Source organism: Mesorhizobium sp. B2-4-17 (assembly GCF_006441275.1).
Taxonomy (GTDB): Bacteria; Pseudomonadota; Alphaproteobacteria; order Rhizobiales; family Rhizobiaceae; genus Mesorhizobium.
Window position 1 is genome coordinate 98,421 of the sequence record NZ_VFUX01000005.1, and the last position, 18,738, is coordinate 117,158.

At 62.3% G+C, this 18,738-nt stretch carries 20 protein-coding genes and 1 tRNA gene; 11 read left to right on the forward strand and 10 right to left on the reverse strand.

The window, feature by feature from the left end:
- Window positions 1-178: 178 nt before the first annotated feature.
- Window positions 179-2,320, forward strand: coding sequence for a sodium-translocating pyrophosphatase (locus tag FJ548_RS06015; protein WP_140777301.1), 2,142 nt, complete (start codon window positions 179-181; stop codon window positions 2,318-2,320).
- Window positions 2,321-2,398: 78 nt separating this feature from the next.
- Here the strand turns inward: FJ548_RS06015 and FJ548_RS06020 are convergent, their stop codons facing one another.
- Window positions 2,399-2,659 carry a hypothetical protein gene (locus tag FJ548_RS06020; protein WP_140777302.1) on the reverse strand — a complete coding sequence of 87 codons (261 nt, stop codon included), beginning with the start codon at window positions 2,657-2,659 and terminating at the stop codon, window positions 2,399-2,401.
- A gap of 130 nt (window positions 2,660-2,789) precedes the next feature.
- Window positions 2,790-3,305, reverse strand: coding sequence for an outer membrane protein assembly factor BamE (locus tag FJ548_RS06025; protein ID WP_140777303.1), 516 nt, complete (start codon window positions 3,303-3,305; stop codon window positions 2,790-2,792).
- 114 nt (window positions 3,306-3,419) lie between these two features.
- Here FJ548_RS06025 and FJ548_RS06030 point away from each other — a divergent pair, with 114 nt between their 5' ends.
- From FJ548_RS06030 to FJ548_RS06060, 7 genes are all read left to right on the forward strand, one after another.
- On the forward strand, window positions 3,420-3,968 hold the full coding sequence (locus tag FJ548_RS06030; protein WP_140777304.1) for a ubiquinol-cytochrome C chaperone family protein: 549 nt from the start codon (window positions 3,420-3,422) through the stop codon (window positions 3,966-3,968).
- Window positions 3,965-4,513, forward strand: coding sequence for a DUF177 domain-containing protein (locus FJ548_RS06035; RefSeq protein WP_140692642.1), 549 nt, complete (start codon window positions 3,965-3,967; stop codon window positions 4,511-4,513). Before FJ548_RS06030 ends, FJ548_RS06035 begins: the two co-directional genes overlap by 4 nt.
- A gap of 113 nt (window positions 4,514-4,626) precedes the next feature.
- The gene (gene plsX, locus FJ548_RS06040) at window positions 4,627-5,697 is read left to right on the forward strand and encodes a phosphate acyltransferase PlsX (RefSeq protein ID WP_140609551.1); all 1,071 of its coding nucleotides are present in this window, start codon (window positions 4,627-4,629) and stop codon (window positions 5,695-5,697) included.
- Window positions 5,698-5,706: 9 nt separating this feature from the next.
- A complete protein-coding gene (locus FJ548_RS06045) occupies window positions 5,707-6,678 on the forward strand; it encodes a beta-ketoacyl-ACP synthase III (protein ID WP_140609549.1) in 972 nt (323 codons plus the stop codon).
- Window positions 6,679-6,779: 101 nt separating this feature from the next.
- Entirely contained in the window at window positions 6,780-7,103 is a 324-nt protein-coding gene (locus tag FJ548_RS06050) for an integration host factor subunit alpha (RefSeq protein WP_010915609.1), read from the forward strand.
- Between the two features lie 214 nt (window positions 7,104-7,317).
- Window positions 7,318-7,857: a MerR family transcriptional regulator gene (locus FJ548_RS06055; protein ID WP_140609545.1), complete on the forward strand. Its 540-nt coding sequence runs from the start codon at window positions 7,318-7,320 to the stop codon at window positions 7,855-7,857.
- Between the two features lie 91 nt (window positions 7,858-7,948).
- Window positions 7,949-8,251, forward strand: a complete 303-nt coding sequence (locus FJ548_RS06060; protein ID WP_140777385.1) for a hypothetical protein — start codon at window positions 7,949-7,951, stop codon at window positions 8,249-8,251.
- 128 nt (window positions 8,252-8,379) lie between these two features.
- Here the strand turns inward: FJ548_RS06060 and FJ548_RS06065 are convergent, their stop codons facing one another.
- The 3 genes from FJ548_RS06065 to FJ548_RS29765 form a co-directional block, all read right to left on the reverse strand.
- Window positions 8,380-9,255 (reverse strand): ATP-grasp fold amidoligase family protein, encoded by an 876-nt coding sequence (locus FJ548_RS06065; protein WP_181168722.1) that lies wholly within the window; start codon window positions 9,253-9,255, stop codon window positions 8,380-8,382.
- A 363-nt stretch (window positions 9,256-9,618) separates the two neighbouring features.
- Window positions 9,619-9,810 carry a hypothetical protein gene (locus tag FJ548_RS06070; protein ID WP_140777306.1) on the reverse strand — a complete coding sequence of 64 codons (192 nt, stop codon included), beginning with the start codon at window positions 9,808-9,810 and terminating at the stop codon, window positions 9,619-9,621.
- Between the two features lie 147 nt (window positions 9,811-9,957).
- Entirely contained in the window at window positions 9,958-10,104 is a 147-nt protein-coding gene (locus FJ548_RS29765; RefSeq protein WP_181168725.1) for a hypothetical protein, read from the reverse strand.
- Window positions 10,105-10,377: 273 nt separating this feature from the next.
- On the opposite strand from FJ548_RS29765, the gene FJ548_RS06075 reads away from it, so the two are divergent.
- Together FJ548_RS06075 and FJ548_RS06080 are read left to right on the forward strand one after the other, a co-directional pair.
- On the forward strand, window positions 10,378-10,662 hold the full coding sequence (locus tag FJ548_RS06075) for a helix-turn-helix transcriptional regulator (RefSeq protein ID WP_140692634.1): 285 nt from the start codon (window positions 10,378-10,380) through the stop codon (window positions 10,660-10,662).
- 186 nt (window positions 10,663-10,848) lie between these two features.
- Window positions 10,849-11,310: a YbaK/EbsC family protein gene (locus tag FJ548_RS06080; protein ID WP_140609535.1), complete on the forward strand. Its 462-nt coding sequence runs from the start codon at window positions 10,849-10,851 to the stop codon at window positions 11,308-11,310.
- Between the two features lie 103 nt (window positions 11,311-11,413).
- On the opposite strand, the gene FJ548_RS06085 is transcribed toward FJ548_RS06080, so the two are convergent.
- The 5 genes from FJ548_RS06085 to FJ548_RS06105 all read right to left on the reverse strand — a co-directional run bounded on the left by FJ548_RS06085 (window position 11,414) and on the right by FJ548_RS06105 (window position 16,138).
- Window positions 11,414-11,490 (reverse strand) — tRNA-Pro (locus tag FJ548_RS06085).
- A gap of 36 nt (window positions 11,491-11,526) precedes the next feature.
- Window positions 11,527-12,816 carry an O-antigen ligase family protein gene (locus FJ548_RS06090; protein WP_140777307.1) on the reverse strand — a complete coding sequence of 430 codons (1,290 nt, stop codon included), beginning with the start codon at window positions 12,814-12,816 and terminating at the stop codon, window positions 11,527-11,529.
- A complete protein-coding gene (locus FJ548_RS06095; protein WP_140609531.1) occupies window positions 12,813-14,348 on the reverse strand; it encodes an undecaprenyl-phosphate glucose phosphotransferase in 1,536 nt (511 codons plus the stop codon). The genes FJ548_RS06090 and FJ548_RS06095 overlap by 4 nt, the downstream gene beginning before the upstream one ends.
- An 85-nt stretch (window positions 14,349-14,433) precedes the next feature.
- Window positions 14,434-15,564 (reverse strand): glycosyltransferase, encoded by a 1,131-nt coding sequence (locus FJ548_RS06100; RefSeq protein WP_140777308.1) that lies wholly within the window; start codon window positions 15,562-15,564, stop codon window positions 14,434-14,436.
- Between the two features lie 10 nt (window positions 15,565-15,574).
- Window positions 15,575-16,138, reverse strand: a complete 564-nt coding sequence (locus FJ548_RS06105) for a polysaccharide biosynthesis/export family protein (RefSeq protein ID WP_140777309.1) — start codon at window positions 16,136-16,138, stop codon at window positions 15,575-15,577.
- Window positions 16,139-16,402: 264 nt separating this feature from the next.
- On the opposite strand from FJ548_RS06105, the gene FJ548_RS06110 reads away from it, so the two are divergent.
- Entirely contained in the window at window positions 16,403-18,703 is a 2,301-nt protein-coding gene (locus FJ548_RS06110; protein WP_140777311.1) for an exopolysaccharide transport family protein, read from the forward strand.
- Window positions 18,704-18,738: the final 35 nt, after the last annotated feature.

Here is an 18,738-nt window from a genome sequence, read left to right on the forward strand (position 1 = left end):
CTGTCCAGTACGGACGTTTTGGGCGAAAGCCGGGCAAAAACCGAACAATATCTTGACGTTCGCAGCCCTGTTTCGCATACACCGGTACGAAGAGGTGGATTCCGTGCGCGGAATCCGATCTTGTCTCAACGGCCCAGGGAGGGGTTCTTTTGGGCCAGCAATCGAGGAAAATTCGGCAATGACCATACTTTACGCCGTCATCGCCTGCGGCCTGCTTTCTGTCCTCTACGCCATATGGGCGACACGTTCGGTCCTCGCGTCCGATCAAGGCAACGCACGCATGCAGGAAATCTCCGCCGCCATTCGCGAAGGCGCGCAGGCCTATCTGGCGCGCCAGTACACGACCATCGCCATCGTCGGCGTTGTGGTGCTTCTGCTCGCCTGGTGGCTGCTTTCGATCACCGCCGCCATCGGCTTCCTGATCGGCGCCGTGCTGTCTGGCGCCGCCGGCTTCATAGGCATGCATGTTTCGGTGCGCGCCAACGTGCGCACGGCTCAGGCGGCTTCCAACAGCCTCGCCGCCGGTCTCGACATCGCCTTCAAATCGGGTGCCATCACCGGCATGCTGGTTGCCGGTCTGGCGCTGCTCGGCGTCTCGATCTACTACCTTATCCTCACCCATTTCATGGGCCTTCAGCCAAACGACCGCGTCGTCATCGATTCTCTGGTCGCGCTTGGCTTCGGCGCCTCGCTGATCTCGATCTTCGCCCGTCTCGGCGGCGGCATCTTCACCAAGGGTGCTGATGTCGGCGGCGATCTGGTCGGCAAGGTCGAAGCCGGGATTCCGGAAGACGATCCGCGCAATCCGGCCACCATCGCTGACAATGTCGGCGACAATGTCGGCGACTGCGCCGGCATGGCCGCCGACCTGTTCGAGACCTATGCGGTGACCGTGGTTGCCACCATGGTTCTCGCTGCCATCTTCTTCGGCGGCACCGCCGTGCTCGGTGCCGCGATGCTCTATCCGCTGGCCATCTGCGGCGCCTGCATCCTGACCTCGATCGTCGGCACCTTCTTCGTCAAGCTCGGCTCCAACGGCTCGATCATGGGCGCGCTCTACAAGGGCCTGATCGTCACCGGCCTGCTGTCCATCGTTGGCCTTGGCGTCGCCACTTCGGTCACGCTTGGCTGGGGAGAGGTCGGCACGGTCGCCGGCATCACCGTTACCGGCAAGAACCTGTTCATCTGCGGCCTGATCGGCCTCGTGGTGACCGGTTTGATCGTGGTGATCACTGAGTACTATACCGGCACCAACAAGCGCCCGGTCAATTCGATCGCCCAGGCGTCGGTGACCGGCCACGGCACCAACGTCATCCAGGGCCTCGCGGTGTCGCTGGAATCGACGGCGCTGCCGGCCATCGTCATCGTCGGCGGCATCATCGCCACCTACCAGCTCGGCGGTCTCTTCGGCACGGCGATCGCCGTCACCACCATGCTTGGCCTTGCCGGCATGATCGTGGCGCTCGACGCCTTCGGCCCGGTCACCGACAATGCCGGCGGCATCGCCGAAATGGCAGGCCTGCCCAAGGAAGTGCGCCATTCCACCGATGCGCTCGACGCGGTCGGCAACACCACCAAGGCGGTGACCAAGGGCTACGCCATCGGTTCGGCTGGCCTCGGCGCATTGGTGCTTTTCGCCGCCTATTCGAACGATCTGAGGTTCTTTGCCGCCAATGGCGACAAATACCCCTACTTCCAGGGCATGGGCGAGATCTCCTTCGACCTCTCCAATCCTTACGTCGTCGCCGGTCTGATCTTTGGTGGCCTGATCCCGTATCTGTTCGGCGGCATCGCCATGACAGCCGTCGGTCGTGCCGCGGGCTCGATCGTCGAGGAAGTACGCAAGCAGTTCCGCGAAGATCCGGGCATCATGGCCGGCACCTCCAAGCCGAACTATGCCCGCGCGGTCGATCTCCTGACCAGGGCGGCGATCCGGGAAATGATCATCCCCTCGCTGCTGCCGGTTCTGGCGCCGCTTGTCGTCTATTTCGGCGTGCTTTTGATCTCTGGCTCGAAGGCGTCCGCTTTCGCGGCACTTGGCGCCTCGCTGCTCGGCGTTATCGTCAACGGCCTGTTCGTGGCCATCTCGATGACTTCGGGCGGCGGCGCCTGGGACAATGCGAAGAAATCGTTCGAGGACGGTTTCACCGACAAGGACGGCGTCAAGCATCTCAAGGGCTCCGAGGCGCACAAGGCCTCGGTGACCGGCGACACGGTCGGCGATCCCTACAAGGACACCGCGGGTCCTGCGGTCAACCCGGCGATCAAGATCACCAACATCGTGGCGCTCCTGCTGCTTGCGGTGCTCGCGCACGGCTGAGCAAGAGCTGTTGAAAAAGCGAAACCCGCGGGGAGCGATCTCCGCGGGTTTCGTTTGGTTCGGATCGGGCACGGTGCTTCAGCCGCCATCCGGCTTGGCTCCATTGCTGTCGGCACGCTTGCGGTAGCGGGCCAGCATGTCGTCCACTCCTGGTTCGCGCGACGGCATCGCCGGCAGGCCGCGTATCTCACGTAGCCTGGTGACGAAGGCGCCGCGCTCGTATTTGCGACGAAACTCCCTGGCTCTCGGATGGATGCCGCATGCGGCCAGAATCCGGCGTTTCAGATAGGTGGATTTCTTCAGGGGTCGAAAGTCCTCGGCCGCGGCAAGAATTTCCACGCGCAGGACGCCCCATCACTGACAAGTCGGCCTGTCCGGGGCCAAACAAAAACCCGTGACATCGCTCCCACGGGTTTTTGGTCGCCTGAGATGTTGCTGCTTTCCCCCGGAGGGAAGCAGTGGCTGAAGATCAGGGGGTGCCGCCGCCGGGGATGCCGGGCGCCAGCTTGCTTGCGCCATTGATGATCTGGCTGAGGAAGTTCTGGTCCTTGCCGCCAGTAGGCGTGGTGCGCGAGATGAAGTCGAAGATCTTGCCGTCCTTCAGGCCGTAATTGGCGATCTGGGTGACGCGGCCGTCCGCGCCGAAATAGACCGCCAGCACATGCTGGTCGACCAGGTGCGGCTTGTCGAACGCGACATAGCGCTTGCGCGTCTGCGAGATGTAGTAGAACGCCTCATTGTCGAAAGTCGCCGTGGTCGACGGTGTGCCAAGCGCCAGCAGCACCTGCTCGCGACTGGAGCCGACCGGTACCGAATCGACCGCCTGCTGGTCGATGACATACCCTTGCGTCAGCGTCTCGCTTGGATTGAGATCGCCGATCATCTTGTTCGTGTGGCATGCCGACAGCGCCGAAACCATAAGCAGCAGCGAGATCGCGCTGGCGGGCCTGGAAGTGAAGGTCGACTTGAAATTCAGCGCGCGCAACAACAATTCTCCATTACATCGCCGCAACTTGCGCTGGGCCGCAAAACCGGTAAACCAGCTTGCTTGCCGATGCAACAAGGCCAATTCAACAAACGGTCCCCGGAGACCATCCCCATGTTCCAGCGCCTTTTTGGCCGTGAACGCCACACCAACCGCGCCATCACCGACGCGCTCTACGCACAAATCGTGGCGGCGGCGCGGCAGACTGCATTTTATTCCCACTGGAGTGTGCCGGACACGCCGCTTGGCCGTTTCGAGATGCTTTCGCTGCACATGTTCCTGTTCCAGCATCGCCTGCGCGGCGAGGGCGGCGTGGCGCAGGCGATCGCGCAGGTGCTGATCGACGAGTTCTTCCTCGACGTCGATCATTCGCTGCGGGAACTGGGCATTGGCGACGTCGGCGTGCCGAAGCGGATGAAGAAACTGGCCAAGATGTTTTATGGCCGCACGGCAGCCTATGATGATGCGCTGGAAAGAAACGATCATGACGGGCTGACCGCGGCACTTGCCCGCAACGTCCGGCCCGATGCCGACACCTGGCCGGAAGCATCGCAATTGGCCGGCTATGTCGCCGGTGCCTGCAAAGCACTGGCAGCGCAGCCGTCCGAATCAATCGTTTCCGGGACGGTGACATTTCCGCTGGCCAGGGAGGTCGATCGATGAAACATGCTAAGCCGCAAAGCCCGGTTTCCTTTTTCGCGAATATCGCCCGGCTGCCGCAGAAAGGGCTGCCCGTGGTGATCGAGGCCGACGCCGCGCAGCGCGCAGCCCTTGCCGAAGAGCACGGGCTGCTGTCTGTCGAAGCCTATCGCGCGGAACTCCTGGTCGCCTCCTGGAAGCGCAATGGCGTGAAGGTCAGCGGCCGTGTCGAGGCCGACATCACGCAGGCCTGCATCGTCACGCTCGATCCCGTCGCGGCGCATATCGACGAACCGGTCGAGGCGCTGCTGCTCCCCGAGGACTCTAAGCTTGGACGGCAGGGGTTTGAAGGCGGTGGCGAGATTCTGCTCGATGCGGATGGGCCCGACAGTCCCGAAACATTTTCCGGCGACACTATCGATGTCGGCGCCCTCGCCGAGCAGTTCTTCGGTTTGGCGATCGACCCCTATCCGCGCAAGCCGGGCGCGTCCCTGGACGCCGGTGGCGACACCGAACCGGAGGAGAACGAATTTCAGCAAAAACTGCGATCCTTGCTGGGAAAATCCTGAAAACCTCGCCCGCGACGGAAAAGTCGGTTGTGTGAAAACCCAAAACCGCTATTTTCGCCAAACCTTTGCGATCACTAAAGCGACCTGCCGCCTAACCGTGAGATGAATACCGCGTGATCAGGATTTCCATCGATGCCATGGGCGGCGATCACGGACCAGCCGTGGTCATTCCGGCGCTCATGACGGTCGCGACCCGCCGCCCAGACATCCGTTTCGTCATCTACGGGCGTGAGGACGTGGTGCGTCCTGAACTGGCCAAGTTTCCCAAACTGGCCGAGGTGAGCGAATTCTTCCACTGTGAGGTCGCGGTCAGGATGGACGACAAACCAAGCCAGGCGCTGCGCCATGGCCGCTGGAAATCGTCGATGTGGAAGGCGGTCGAGGCGGTCAAATCGGGCACTGCGGACGCTTGTATCTCGGCAGGCAACACCGGCGCGCTGATGGCGATGTCGAAATTCTGCCTGCGCACCATGGCCACCATAGATCGTCCGGCGATCGCGGCCTTGTGGCCGACATTACGTGGCGAAAGCGTGGTCCTCGACGTTGGCGCCACCATCGGCGCCGATGCGCACCAGCTCATTGATTTTGCCATTCTCGGCACCGGCATGGCGCGCTCCGTATTCGGCATTGCCCGGCCGACCGTCGGCTTGCTCAACGTCGGCGTGGAAGAGATCAAGGGCCAGGAAGAGGTCAAGGAAGCGGGACGCATGCTGCGCGAGGCCAACATGGCCTCGATGAATTATCATGGCTTTGTCGAAGGCGACGATATCGGCAAGGGTACGGTCGACGTGGTGGTGACGGAGGGCTTCGCCGGCAACATCGCGCTGAAGACGGCGGAAGGCACCGCCCGCCAGATCGCGGGTTATCTGCGCGCCGCCATGAGCCGCACCCTGATGGCCAGGATCGGCTATGTCTTCGCCAAGGGCGCTTTCGATCGCCTGCGCGAGAAGATGGATGTCGGCCGCTCCAACGGCGGCGTGTTCCTGGGACTGAACGGCATCGTCGTCAAAAGCCATGGCGGTGCTGATTCGGACGGTTTTGCCGCGGCGATCGAGCTCGGCTACGACATGGTGCGCAACAATCTGCTCGACCGCATCGAGGCCGACCTGGATCTGTTTCATGCGCGCAACCCGCATGCCCTGTCATATCGGAAATCCGACGTCGTTAGCGACGCGAAGGAATAGGAAAGAACTTTGATCAGATCAGTCGTGCGCGGCACGGGCGCCGCGCTGCCCCGCCGCATCATGAAGAATGCCGATTTCGAGGGCATGGTCGAAACCTCGGACGAGTGGATCGCCCAGCGCACCGGCATCCGTCAGCGCCATATCGCGGGCGACGATGAGACGACGGCTTCCCTGGGCGAGGCCGCGGCGCGCGCCGCCCTTGCCGATGCGGGGCTGACGCCAGACGATATCGACCTGATTGTGCTGGCGACGTCGACGCCCAACAACACGTTCCCGGCCACCGCGGTCGAAATCCAGGACCGGCTCGGCATGCATCACGGCTTTGCCTTCGACATGCAGGCGGTGTGCTCGGGCTTCGTCTATGCAGTCACCACGGCCGATCTCTATATTCGCGGCGGCCTGGCCAAACGCGTGCTGGTGATCGGCTCGGAAACATTCTCGCGCATTCTCGACTGGAACGACCGCTCGACCTGCGTGCTGTTCGGCGACGGCGCCGGTGCCCTGGTGCTGGAAGCGGGCGAGGGGGGCGGCACGATCGCCGACCACGGTGTTCTGGCGGCCAGCCTGCGCTCCGACGGCACGCACAAGGACAAGCTTTTTGTCGATGGGGGACCATCGACGACGGGGACGGTCGGCCACCTCAGGATGGAGGGCCGCGAGGTCTTCAAGCATGCGGTCGGCATGATCACCGACGTTATCGAGGCGACCTTCTCGGCCGCCGGCATCACCGCCGACGATCTCGACTGGTTCGTGCCGCATCAGGCCAATAAACGAATTATTGACGCTTCCGCCAAGAAGCTCGGGATAGCAGAGCAAAAAGTGGTGGTTACCGTCAATTTGCACGGTAACACCTCGGCGGCTTCCGTGCCGTTGGCGCTGTCGGTGGCCGTTGCCGATGGGCGCATCAAGAAGGGTGACCTTGTGCTCCTGGAAGCGATGGGCGGCGGCTTCACCTGGGGCGCCGTTCTGCTTCGCTGGTAAGTGCCGAACGGCTCGGTTTCGGTCCTTGACCTTGACGGATCAATTACTTAGGCTCAGCCGTTGTTGTGCCGATTTTATGTTTGAGCTGATGGGACGGTCGCATGGGGGGAAAGACACTTACGCGCGCCGACCTTGCCGAGGCCGTCTACCGGAAGGTCGGTCTGTCGCGCACTGAATCCGCCGAACTCGTTGAAGCCGTTCTGGACGAAATCTGCGAAGCCATCGTCCGCGGCGAGACGGTCAAGCTGTCGTCCTTCGCGACATTCCATGTCCGCTCCAAGAACGAGCGCATCGGACGCAATCCCAAGACCGGTGAGGAGGTGCCCATCCTGCCGCGCCGGGTGATGACCTTCAAGTCGTCCAACGTATTGAAGAACCGCATCTTGCGCTCTCACCAGAACAGCAAGGCCAAGGGCGGCAAGTAGCCTCCATTGTACGGTTGAAAACCGGCCCCACCATAACGTTGGGCTTGAATATTGTTGCACAAACCGCTGAAATAAGGCCCGATTCGGCAGCATGGCCGGATTGGTGTTCCGCGTATGATCCATTCCGCGCAAACGGAATGAGCTTCTCTCTTTGTTGAGCGTGATCTCGTCTGAAGACCGTTCCGGATCACGCTCCAGCGTGAGGATTTCGCCCATGGACAAGAGCCCTGACGCCTTCCGTACCATCAGCGAGGTCGCCGAGGACCTCGACCTGCCGCAGCATGTGCTGCGTTTCTGGGAAACGCGCTTCAACCAGATCAAGCCGATGAAGCGCGGCGGCGGCCGGCGCTACTACCGGCCGCAGGATGTCGAGTTGATCAAGGGCATCCGCCACATGCTCTACGATCAGGGTTATACCATCAAGGGCGTGCAGAAGCTGCTGCGGGAAAACGGCAATCATTTCCTGGTTGCCATCGGCAATGGCGACATGGCCGCGGTCGAAGCGATTTCCCAGCGAAAGCAGGCCGACCAGGTGCCGCTGACGTCGGCAGCGCAGCCGCGCGGCGGCGATGATGAACTGGTTGGCCAGCCAAGGGTCAAGCCCAGCCGCCGCTTTTTCGGCCTTGGCAAGGGCGACGAGGAAGGTCCCGTTCAGCCGGACGCCTCGAAACTCTCGCGCGACAATCGCGCTCTGCTGCAGGAGGCGCTGTTCGACCTGCTCGAATGCAAGCGCTTGCTCGACCAGGTGCGCTGAGCCGTCGCACGAAATGCTTTGAAGCCGCGAAACTGGAACCCGCCTTGGGGTGAGGCGTTACGTTTTCTTCTGCAAGAGAAGGAAACGTATGATGGCACCATTCTCGACCCTTTCGGACATCGATCTCGAAAAGCAGATCACGGCGCTGTCGAGGGAACTCGCGGCGTTGCGCAAGGCAGTGTCCAGGCGGGGTGGCGCCTACTATGAAGACGGTCGTGATGCCGCGCTCGACACATATTCCGATCTTGCCGGGCGTCTGCGGGACGCCATGCCGGCAATTCGCAAGCAGGGTAGGGTGATCGAGAGATCGGCCCGCGACCATCCGGCGGCAGCCGCCGCAGTTGGCCTTGTGGTGCTAGGGCTGGTGGCCAGCCTGTTGTTCACCCGACGCTGATATGCCTTCGCTGTCCTTGGCATAGTGAATTCCAAGGCAGACAATGACGGCTCGCCGTTTTTGGCGCCGTCATCCTCGTTTTTGGAGCACTTGCTTCTCGCGCGCACACCGCGCGCTGGCCGATCCGGTCAGCGATATCGGCTGTCGCCTCGGCATCTGGCGCGAAGCGCTTCGGCATAGAGGTGCACAGCACCCCTGTGCGGTCGGCGCAGGAATGCGGACTGCTCAAGCCGCCAGAGCCGTTCTATTTCCGCTGCGATCGCCGGGTTCGTCCAAGTGCCGTAGCCGGCGGCCGAGTAGACAGTGATCTCGCCGACATAGAGGCGATCGTCGGTGACAAGGAAGTCGATGCGGATGTAGTCGAGGTCGCCAGCAATGCCAGGTGCTATCGAGATCGCCTGGCGGACATGGTCGAGCAGCCTCGCATTGACGGGCAGGGCCTGGTCTTCGTCGGGATAATCCGGATCCCTCCCAGGCAACGGATTGGCTTGCCGGTCGAACAACACTGAAAGCTTGGCGTGCTTATCCTCCACCCAGACATGGGATATCACACCGCTGCAGACATGAACCTTGATATCGGTGGCAGTAATGCCGCCGCTCAGTGTAAGCATCTCCTCCACGAAAACGGCCGGCACGATTGGCCAGTAAGCCCATTCGCCATGGCGCCGACCATAGCCTTTGCGTTGCCAGCACCTCGCCTTGCGTACGACGGCAGCACGGTCCGGCCCGCCCTCGGAAATGAATATGTTCATCGCGCAGCCATGGTTTGCCTTGACCACGACGCCGCCGGTCAGCAGGCCCGGAGGGATATCGGCAGCGTCGCGCCCGCACCAGAGTGTCTCTGGCATGGCGATCCCGGGGCAGGCGTCACGGATGTAGACCTTGGCCGCGAGCTTGTCGGTCAGCGTCACGAACAGCGGGTTGCGGTCGACGATTTTCCGCCACAGCACCAGTTCATTGTAGCGCACGGGCGCGGCCGGATTGGGCAGATAACCCAGTTCCACGGCAAATCGTGCGACAAGGACAGGGTGACGAGCCGTGAGCCACAATCGTGCGACTGACAGAACAAGACGATTTTTCCAGGAAACATCGGCCACGGCCGTCATCGGGAATACCTGGCCAAGTTGGCGAAACCTGCCCCGGTGCGCGTACCCGGTCAGCATATGCCTTGCCGTATCGTGATTTGGCTCTGCGTGAAAGGTTTCGCTTGCCGTCGGGACATCGGGATTGACGCCGGAATTCTGGGGCCGGCGGTTTCGGTGTAACTCGACAGGCCCGATTCACGTCGTCTCCGGCATTGCATCACCAAGAGAAGACCGGCCTTAACAAGAAGCCAAGGCGGTCTTCTCGTTGGTCGTCTGGTATGCTTAGTAGGCCTTCTTCACCAGTTTCTTCACGTGGTGGTGGTGATGATGGTAGTGGTAGTGATGATGGCGATGATGATGATGGCGATGATGCTTTGCCATCGGAGCCGCATCCGCGCTCGTCGCACCGATGACCGGCGCCGTGAAAGCGAGGGCAACTGCAAGCCCGAGGGCCGAGAGGAGGGACTTCTTCATGGATCGTTTCCTTCTTTTGGCAGGCAGATATAAATCGGGTCGATAGTCCGACCGCCGCGAATGGAATTACGCTCCCGAATTTTTTCGTCAGTATTTCCCGATTGTAGAATTTTGTTTCTGAACTGTGTCTGGCCGACTGAGCCTCCATCACCACCATGGCACGGGCTGAAAGCTGTCTTGGTCGGCTGTTTGGCTACACACGCGCAGCGTGTCCGCCGCCTGTGCAGCAGTCACGCCGATACCGGAAAGCAAGGAAATCGTGCCGAGCGCCAGGAGGAATGTCTTGAGAGTCATTGTATGGGTCCTTCCAGGAAAGAGGCTGGGTGAAAACCGATAGGTTTTCACGCCAGCAACGCCGAGACAACGAACGGGCGCACCCAAACCGCTGATCAAACGAGCGTTCGGGCATTTAAAACAACGTGATCGGGATGCGCTTGCGAGGTGTGGGGTTCACGATAGTGTGACGGCCCGTTTGGCTCTTGGCAAATCGCTGGCGAGCGGGCATCTTCCTGCTCGTCTCAGGCAACATCCATTTTGATCAAACTCTTTCAGCCTCCGGAGTTGCCAATGCCCAACAATGCAAAAGAACATGCCCCTTCCGAACCGTTAGCCAATGAGCTCGGGCCAATTTACAGCACCCTCAAGGCGATGCGGGAAACCCGCGGTTACAGCGTGGAAGAGCTGTCGCTGACCTGCGGCCTGTCGGTCGACGAGATCGAGGACATCGAGAGCGGCAGGGCGGCCGATCCGGCGAAGCTGCGTCGTATTGCGTCCGCGCTTCAACTGCCACAGGACGCTGTGATTGTTTCGGCTGCGCCGGCACCGGCCGCACAAGGCCGGCCCCTGGCATAGAATCAGCAACAGGCATGTCCAAGAAGCCCGCCAGGCCCACTTGGCGGGTTTCTTGTTGATGCCGCAGCGTTCTCCAGCAGCCGGGCTTGCCGACTTGTCGATCGCACGTGTTTATACCCACGGCATCCAGATCTGTTGCCGATTGCGTCCGCCGTGCCTTGGGTTTTGAGCTGTGGGTCTTCTGATATGAGCTTGGAATCGGTTCGTGCCTTCTTCGCCGCGCATGCGCCGGACATTGAGGTCATCGTCACGGAAGCGAGTTCGGCGACGGTGACGCTAGCGGCGCAGGCGCATGGTGTGTTGCCGGCGCAGATCGCCAAGACGATCTGTCTTCGCGTCGCGGAACGGACCATGCTCGTCGTGACCAGCGGCATCGCCAGGCTGGATAACCGCAAGTTCAAGGACCAGTTCGGAGGCAAGCCGCGCATGCTCGACGCTGAAGAGGTCGTCGAGGCGACAAGCCACCCGGTGGGTGGCGTCTGCCCGTTCGGCCTGCCGTCGCCGCTGCCGGTCTACTGCGACGTGTCGCTGCGCGAATTCGGCGAGGTCGTGCCCGCCGCCGGCGCCACCAACGCTGCGGTACGGATTGAGCCGCGGCGTATGGCGGACCTGGTCGGCGCCGAATGGGTGGATGTGTGCCAGGGTTAGAGGCCGGATCCAAGCCGGAACTGAAGAAACCAGGGCGCGGAAAGAGGCGAGTCGAAAATCGGCTAACTGGCCGGGCGGACTTCGGGGGCAAGTCCTGCATAATTGGTCGGAGTGGCCGGATTCGAACCGACGACCCCTTGACCCCCAGTCAAGTGCGCTACCGGGCTGCGCTACACTCCGGACCGGTCGCGATGTATCGTGATAACCCTGCTTCGGTCAACCAAAATTCGGCGTTTGTTGCACCGGCGTTGATACGATGGCTCTTGGCCTCTGCAATGCGGGCCGCAGCCGCCGCTGATGGCGGTATTCGAGCGCGATAGCACCCCAGATCAAGCCGAGCAGCAGGTAGACGTGGCGCCAGTGATCGATGTCGATGAAGGTACCGAGCCCGATATTGCCGATGAAGGCGACATAGGCGCACAAGAGATAGGGTTGCCACGGCCGGTCACGCAAAAGGATGCGGAACCCGGCTGCCAGGGTCCAGAGGACAAGCGTCAGGAACGACACGAAGCCGAGCCAGCCATAGTCCATCAGCATCTTCAGCCAGATGTCGTGCGTGTCCTCGCCGAACAGCGTGCCGAAGACCAGTGGGCCGATGCCGAACGGATGCTCCATCGCCATCTGGAAACCGATCGTATAGCGGGCGAAGCGGCCGAGGCGGGCGGTGTCATAGCTCTGTTCGAGATGCGCGCGGTTGGAGAACATCTCCGCCACGCCGGGCAGCTGCAAGATGACGATGATGGCGATGGCCAGCAGCGACAGTGCGGCGATCGTCATGATCACCACGCGCAGCCGGAACATGCCGCTGTTGCTCTGCAGGAACAGGCAGCCGGTGAGCAGCACGGCGGAGACGGCAAACATGCCCCAGGCGCCGCGCGAGAAGGAGAAGAAGATGCCGGCCGTGATGATCAGCAAAGGTATCGCCAGCAATGGCATGCGCGAGATCGGTCCGGTCAGGAGCAGATAGAGCAGATAGATGCCCGGCAGCACCAGGAACGGTCCGAACACGTTCGGATCCTGGAAGGCGCCAGCGGCGCGATCGTATTTGGTGAACATTTCCGCGCCGGGAAAGGCGTGGAAATAGCCTGCTATGCCAAGCAGCGACGTCGCCACCGCCGAGACGACATAGGCAATGAAGATCAGACGGTAGAGGTTCGGCTGCGTGGCGGTGACCGATGCGAAGAACACGGCGCTGAAGGCGAGAAACAGCGATACGGCGAGATAGAGCGGCGTGTTGGCGAGGTTCGCCATCTGCGTCATCGAGATCATGCCGCCGATGTTCATCGTCACCAGCAGCACCAGCAGTGGCGTGGCGGCGCGGGAGATCCTCAGGCCGAAGAGGGCCCAAACGGCGATCAGCCCGGCCATGTAGATTTCATAAGGGGCCGGCTCGCTGATGACGAAGCCGGACAGGAGGATGCCGACCACCACCGCGCCCGAGGAAATCAGCGTGATCAGCTTGGCGTTGACCGCCGCGTGCGGCAAATCATGGCTGATCGCGCTCAATAGGCGTTTTCCGTATTGAGCAGTCGAATCGGGGTCAGGAACAGGATCCGCAGATCGAACAGCAATGACCAGTTTTCGATGTAGTAGAGGTCGTACTCCGTCCGCATGCGGATCTTCTCATTGGTGTCCATCTCGCCGCGCCAGCCATTGATCTGCGCCCAGCCGGTGACACCGGGCTTGACCTTGTGGCGGGCGAAATAGCCGTCGACCACCTCGTTGTAGAGAAGGTTGTGCGACTGCGCGGCAATGGCATGTGGACGCGGACCGATGAGCGACAGCGAGCCTAGCAGCGAGTTGAAGAATTGCGGCAGTTCATCGATCGACGTCTTGCGGATGAAGCGGCCGACGCGGGTGACCCGCGGGTCGTTCTTGGTTACCGTCTGTTTGGCGGTCGGATCCGACCTGTCGGTGTACATCGAGCGGAATTTGTAGACCTCGATCACCTCGTTGTTGAAGCCGTGCCGTTTCTGTTTGAACAGGACAGGCCCCTTGCTGTCGAGCTTGATGGCGATCGCGGTGCCGAGCATCACCGGCAGGAAGACGACGATGCCGATGAGGCTGAAGATGATGTCGAAGGCACGCTTGGCGACCGAATCCCAGTCGTTGATCGGCTTGTCGAAAATGTCGAGCATCGGCACCGAGCCGATGTAGGAATAGGCGCGCGGACGAAACTGCAGCGCGTTGGAGTGTGCCGACAGCCGGATGTCGACCGGCAGGACCCACAGCTTCTTCAGCAATTGCAGGACGCGCGTTTCGGCGGTCAGCGGCAGCGACACGATCAGCATGTCGATGCGGGCGATGCGGGCGAATTCGATCAGTTCCGAAATGGTGCCGAGCTTGGGATACCCGGCAACGATGGGCGGCGAGCGCTTGTCGCTGCGATCGTCGAAGATGCCGCAGATGCGGATGTCGTTGTAAGGCTGCTTTTCGACCGAGCGGATCAGGATCTCCGCCGCCCTGCCGCCGCCGACGATGACGGCGCGCCGCTCCATGCGGCCATCGCGTGCCCAGCGCCGGATCAGCTTCGACATCACCAGCCTGAGGCCGAAGAGGAAGACAAAGCCGACGACGAACCACGTCCCGAACAGCAGGCGTGAATAATCTTCCGACATCTTCGTGGCGAAGGCTGTCAACGCCATCAGGGCGAAGGCGCCGGCCCAGGCCAGCAGGATGCGGCCGAAATTGGCGATCGGCCGCATGAGGGAGACCACCTGATAGCAATCGGTGACATCAAGCAGCACCACGGCGAGGAACGACGCGGCGGCAATCGTCACCGGATATTGCCAGGCGAGATAGTTGAAGAACCCGACATAGTAGAAATAGACGCAGAGCCCCGAAACGAACAGCACCGCGAATTCGACCATGCGCAGGACGCCGCTGACCATGATCGGCGACATCGTATCGCGCCGGTATTGCGTGGCGACCTGTCGGGCAACGTCGTTCATGCCGCCCGGCGCATCGCCATCGGCCGGGCCGTCGAATTTACGCACCGCTTCGGGTGAAAAGCGGCGCGCGGGGTCGATCTCGTTCATGGGACAGTCCGCAAGCTTCCCTCGGGGATAGCAAAAGAGAGCTAAGAAACCCTTGAAGCAACGCATGGCTTTGGAAGGGCTTGGACTAGCTGTCGAGCGCGGCGAAGTAGGCTTTCTCGATTTCGGCGGCCATGACGTCGGCGCCGAAACGCGCCCTGAGGCCGGAACTGTCGGGCATCAGTTCGCGATAGGCGGCAAGGTCGGTCAGCGCCTGGCTCATCTTGCCGGCAAGCTCGGCCGCATCGGGCCGGATCAGGGCAGGGGAATCGGAACCAAAAATCTCTGGTATGCCGCCGACGGCTGTCGCGATCATCGGCCTTGCCCCGGCAAGGGCCTCCAGCACGATATAGGGCATCGCCTCGGCACGCGAAGGAACCACGACGAGCGCCGCCAGCGCGAAAGCCTCCCTGGCCGGCACTGGTGGCAGGAAACGGACATGGCCCTCAAGTCCCAGGCGCCGCACTTGTGCGTGGTAGCGTGGCAGGTCGTCGCCGTCGCCGACCATCACCGCGCTCAGCGCGCGGCCGAGGCGAGGGCCGGCGGCGGCCAGGGCATCGATGAAGATGTCTGGCCCCTTGAGGTCCCGCATCATGCCGATATAGAGCAGGTCCGCCGCATCGGCGTTGGCGATCACGGGTTCGAATTCGGCCGCGCGCAAGCCGTTGTAGACCAGCGCGTTCGGAATGGGCGGTTCGCCCACCTTCCTGCGATAGGTCCGCCGCTCATAATCGGAGACGAACAGCAGGCAATCGGTGAAGCGCGCCATGAAGCGCTCGAGCGCGAAGAACATCTTTCCGGTGGCGGTGTTTTCGTCATAGTGGAGGGAGCCGCCATGCGGCGAATAAAGGCGGGCTACGCGAGACCTTGACACCCGCAACAGTGAGCCGAACAGACGGGCATAGGCGCCACCCTTGGCGCCGTGCCCGTGCAGCACGTCCGGCCGCAATTCCTTGATGATCCTGTAGGTGCGTCTGGCCGAGGCGAGGTCGCCCGGGCCGACATGACGCTGCATTGGCGTGCGGTGGATGCCGAGCGCCAGCGTCTCCTTCATCTGCGCGAACAGACGCTCCTCGAATTCGCCGCCCGTGGTCGAATCGCAGACGATGCCCACCATGTGACCGGCGGCGGCCTGCGCTTCCGTCAAATCGCGCACATGCCGGAAAATTCCTCCGACGGGTGAACGAAAGCAGTGGACGATCCTGAGCTTGTCCGTCACGTGGTGTCATTCAGAACAGGCGTTCACGAACGTAGACAGTGTCTCCGGGCAGCAGCGGGTCCGAGGTGACCACGCGGCCGGTCATCACCTTGCCGTTGATGTCGCGCGTGATGTCGACGCTTTCCTGATTGGCGCGCGGCGTGAAGCCGCCGGCAATGGCGATGGCCTTCTGCACGGTCAGGCCGGGTACGTAGGAATACTGGCCGGCGGCGCCGACTTCGCCCATGACGAAGATCGGCCTGTAGCGATCGATCTCGACCGAGACGTCGGGGTCGCGCAGATAGCCTCGCCGCAGCTTGTCGGCGATCGCCTTTTCCATCTGCTGCGCGGTGTGGCCGCGGGCCGGTATCGCGCCGACGAGCGGGAATGAGATATAGCCCGACTGGTCCACACTGTAGGTATTGGTCAGCCCGTCCTGCTCGAACACCGTGACACGGACACGGTCGCCGGCACCGAGACGGTAGGGCTGGTCGAGGATCTCGTGGAAGGCTGCCGGCGTCGGCCGGTAGCTGGAGCAGCCGGCGAGCATCGATACGGCAAGCAGTGCGCGAAAGAGGGAAGCAGTGCTTTTCATGACCGGATACGTACCTTCGACTGGCCGCTGCCGCATCGCAGCAAACATCTGGGATCGGGCTCGTTATCATCCTGTTAGGGTTAATGGCCGGTAAAGGAGTCGGCTGATGCCGTTTACGCCGGCGAGAATTTCGCCGTATTTGCTGGTTTATCGTTTTTCTTGCCGTTCGCGCGTAAATGCTAACCAAAACTTACCGTGATCTTAACGGCTGAGTTACCATAGTTGTTTACGGTGTATCCCGACCCAGTTTCGGAGTAGGGATGCATGTTCGTTCAATCCGCGGCCGCAGATGTCGACGTTGATCTCAGGCAGCTTTTCGCCAGCCTGGCGAGGAACTGGCTGCGCATCCTGGTCTTCGTTCTGGTGGTGACAGGACTGGCGTTCGCGTTCGCTTCGCTCGCGACCCGGCATTACAAGGCCCAGACGCAGGTGGAGATCGTTCCGCGCGAATCCGTCTACACCCGTCCGGCCGGCAACGCTGACGGCGACAAGCCGATCCTCGACGAGCAAGGCGTTGCCACCCAGGTCCAGATAATTTCGTCCAACGAGATCCTGAAGCGGGTGGCGCAGAAGCTCGGCCTGTCGCGGCTGTCCGAGTTCGACGAAACGATCAATATGTCCTCGCTGAGCCGCGTGCTGATCCTGCTCGGCTTGAAAAACGACCCGATGGACGTTCCGGCCGACGAGCGTGTCCTGAAGAAGATGCGTGAGAAGCTCAACGTCTATGGTGTTGAAAAAACCCGCATCATTGCCATCGAGTTCTCCTCAGAGGATCCCAAGCTCGCCGCCGCCATTCCCGATGCCATCGCCGCCGCGTATATTGCGGGGCAGGGTGCGGCCAAGCGCGAATCGAACACTGCTGCCGCCGACTTTCTGGCGCCCGAGATCGCCGACCTGTCGAAGCAGGTCAAGGATGCCGAGGCCAAGGTCGCGGCCTACCGCGCCCAGTCCGACCTCCTGATTGGCGGCAACAATTCCGTTCTGGCCACCCAGCAACTGGCCGAGTTGTCGACCGAATTGTCCCGGGTGCGGGCCAACCGCGCCGCGGCCGAAGGCACCGCCGACAGTGTGCGCAAGGCACTGCAGAACGGCGGCTCGCTGGATTCGCTGCCGGAAGTGCTGTCGTCCGACCTGATCCAGCGTCTGCGTGAGCGGCAGGTCGAGCTGCGCGCCAACATCGCCGATATGTCGACGACACTGCTCGACAATCATCCGCGCATCCGCGCCGCGAAATCGCAGTTGGCCGACCTCGATGCGCAGATCCGCAGCGAAGCCCAGAAGGTCATGAAAGGCCTTGTGATGCAGGCGGACGCGGCCAAGGCGCGCGAAAACCAGCTCGTCGCGGACGTCAACACGCTCAAAGCGGCTTCGGCGCAGGCCGGCGAACAGCAGGTCGGCCTCGACGCGCTGCAGCGCGATGCCGCCGCCAAGCGCCAGCAGCTCGAACTCTACCTGACCAACTACCGCGAGGCGGCTTCGCGTCAGGACCGCAACTATGTCCCGGTCGATGCCCGCATCGTCTCGCCGGCCTCGGTGCCCGCCGAGCCATACTTTCCCAAGGTCGGGCCGATCATCGGTGCGGCCGCAGCGGCTTCGCTTCTGCTGGCGGCGGTGTTCACGCTGTTGCGGGAGCTCTTCTCGGGCCGAGCAATGCGCCCGGCCACAGGAGCCCGCTTTGAGCCGATCGACGAAGTGCCGATGCCGCCGACTGTCCATCAGGAACCATCTGCTCGCCTGGAACCGCCTGTCGCCAGCGAGCTCGCCAATCGTGCCGCCGAAGCGCCATTGCCCGAAACGGTCATAGGCCCGGAGATGATCGTGCAGCCCCAACCAGCTGTGGAGGCAGTATCTGCCGCCCATGCCGCCCCTGTCGCCGGGGCCGCGCCCATGGCTGAGGCCAAGCCTATGGCTGAGGCCAAGCCCGTGGCCGAGGCCGAGCCTGTCACGGAGATCCAGCGGCCACGCTCCGTGCTTGGCGAGATCGACATCGAGAAGGCCGCTGAAAAGCTGATCGCGAGCGGGGCCGCGCGCGCCATATTCGTTTCGCCCGAAGGCGACGAGGCGGCCGCGTCGGCGATCCTGGTGGCGCGTGAGGTGTCCGACACCGGCCTGCGCGTCCTGCTGCTCGACCTCACCGCCTCGGGCGCCGCCTCGCGGCCGATGCTCGACAGCGGGCTTTTCCCGGGCATCACCGATCTGCTCGCCTCGCAGGCGCAGTTCAGCGATGTGATCCATGCCGATCTTTATTCCGACTGCCATGTCATCCCCGTTGGCACCGCCGACCCGATCCGCGCCATGCGCGCCGCCGACAGGCTGCCGATCATCATGCAGTCGCTGACCACGGCCTATGATCTGGTGGTGGTCGAATGCGGACCGGCCGACGCGCAAGGCATCAGCCGCCTGGGCAGCGATGCCACCGAGGTGTTCCTGTCCATGCTCGAGCCGGACGACGAAGTGACGCGAGCCGCCGTCAAGCTGATCGAGAACGGCTATCCAGACCTGACCCTTGTTACGCCGCTTGGCCACGAACCGCCCGGCACCCCGGGTCGGCGCTCCGCGGCTTGAAAGAACAGCCGTTGGGAGGCTTACTCACTTTACGG

What these genes read in the sequence shown, in the direction of transcription:
- FJ548_RS06050 (WP_010915609.1), top strand. Translation starts at nt 6,780, where the DNA reads ATGGGGGGAAAGACACTTACGCGCGCCGACCTTGCCGAGGCCGTCTAC.
- FJ548_RS06015 (WP_140777301.1), top strand. Translation starts at nt 179, where the DNA reads ATGACCATACTTTACGCCGTCATCGCCTGCGGCCTGCTTTCTGTCCTC.
- FJ548_RS06075 (WP_140692634.1), top strand. Translation starts at nt 10,378, where the DNA reads ATGCCCAACAATGCAAAAGAACATGCCCCTTCCGAACCGTTAGCCAAT.
- FJ548_RS06060 (WP_140777385.1), top strand. Translation starts at nt 7,949, where the DNA reads ATGGCACCATTCTCGACCCTTTCGGACATCGATCTCGAAAAGCAGATC.
- FJ548_RS06035 (WP_140692642.1), top strand. Translation starts at nt 3,965, where the DNA reads ATGAAACATGCTAAGCCGCAAAGCCCGGTTTCCTTTTTCGCGAATATC.
- FJ548_RS29765 (WP_181168725.1), bottom strand. Translation starts at nt 10,104, where the DNA reads ATGACTCTCAAGACATTCCTCCTGGCGCTCGGCACGATTTCCTTGCTT.
- FJ548_RS06105 (WP_140777309.1), bottom strand. Translation starts at nt 16,138, where the DNA reads ATGAAAAGCACTGCTTCCCTCTTTCGCGCACTGCTTGCCGTATCGATG.
- FJ548_RS06030 (WP_140777304.1), top strand. Translation starts at nt 3,420, where the DNA reads ATGTTCCAGCGCCTTTTTGGCCGTGAACGCCACACCAACCGCGCCATC.
- FJ548_RS06080 (WP_140609535.1), top strand. Translation starts at nt 10,849, where the DNA reads ATGAGCTTGGAATCGGTTCGTGCCTTCTTCGCCGCGCATGCGCCGGAC.
- FJ548_RS06055 (WP_140609545.1), top strand. Translation starts at nt 7,318, where the DNA reads ATGGACAAGAGCCCTGACGCCTTCCGTACCATCAGCGAGGTCGCCGAG.
- FJ548_RS06110 (WP_140777311.1), top strand. Translation starts at nt 16,403, where the DNA reads ATGTTCGTTCAATCCGCGGCCGCAGATGTCGACGTTGATCTCAGGCAG.
- FJ548_RS06095 (WP_140609531.1), bottom strand. Translation starts at nt 14,348, where the DNA reads ATGAACGAGATCGACCCCGCGCGCCGCTTTTCACCCGAAGCGGTGCGT.
- FJ548_RS06070 (WP_140777306.1), bottom strand. Translation starts at nt 9,810, where the DNA reads ATGAAGAAGTCCCTCCTCTCGGCCCTCGGGCTTGCAGTTGCCCTCGCT.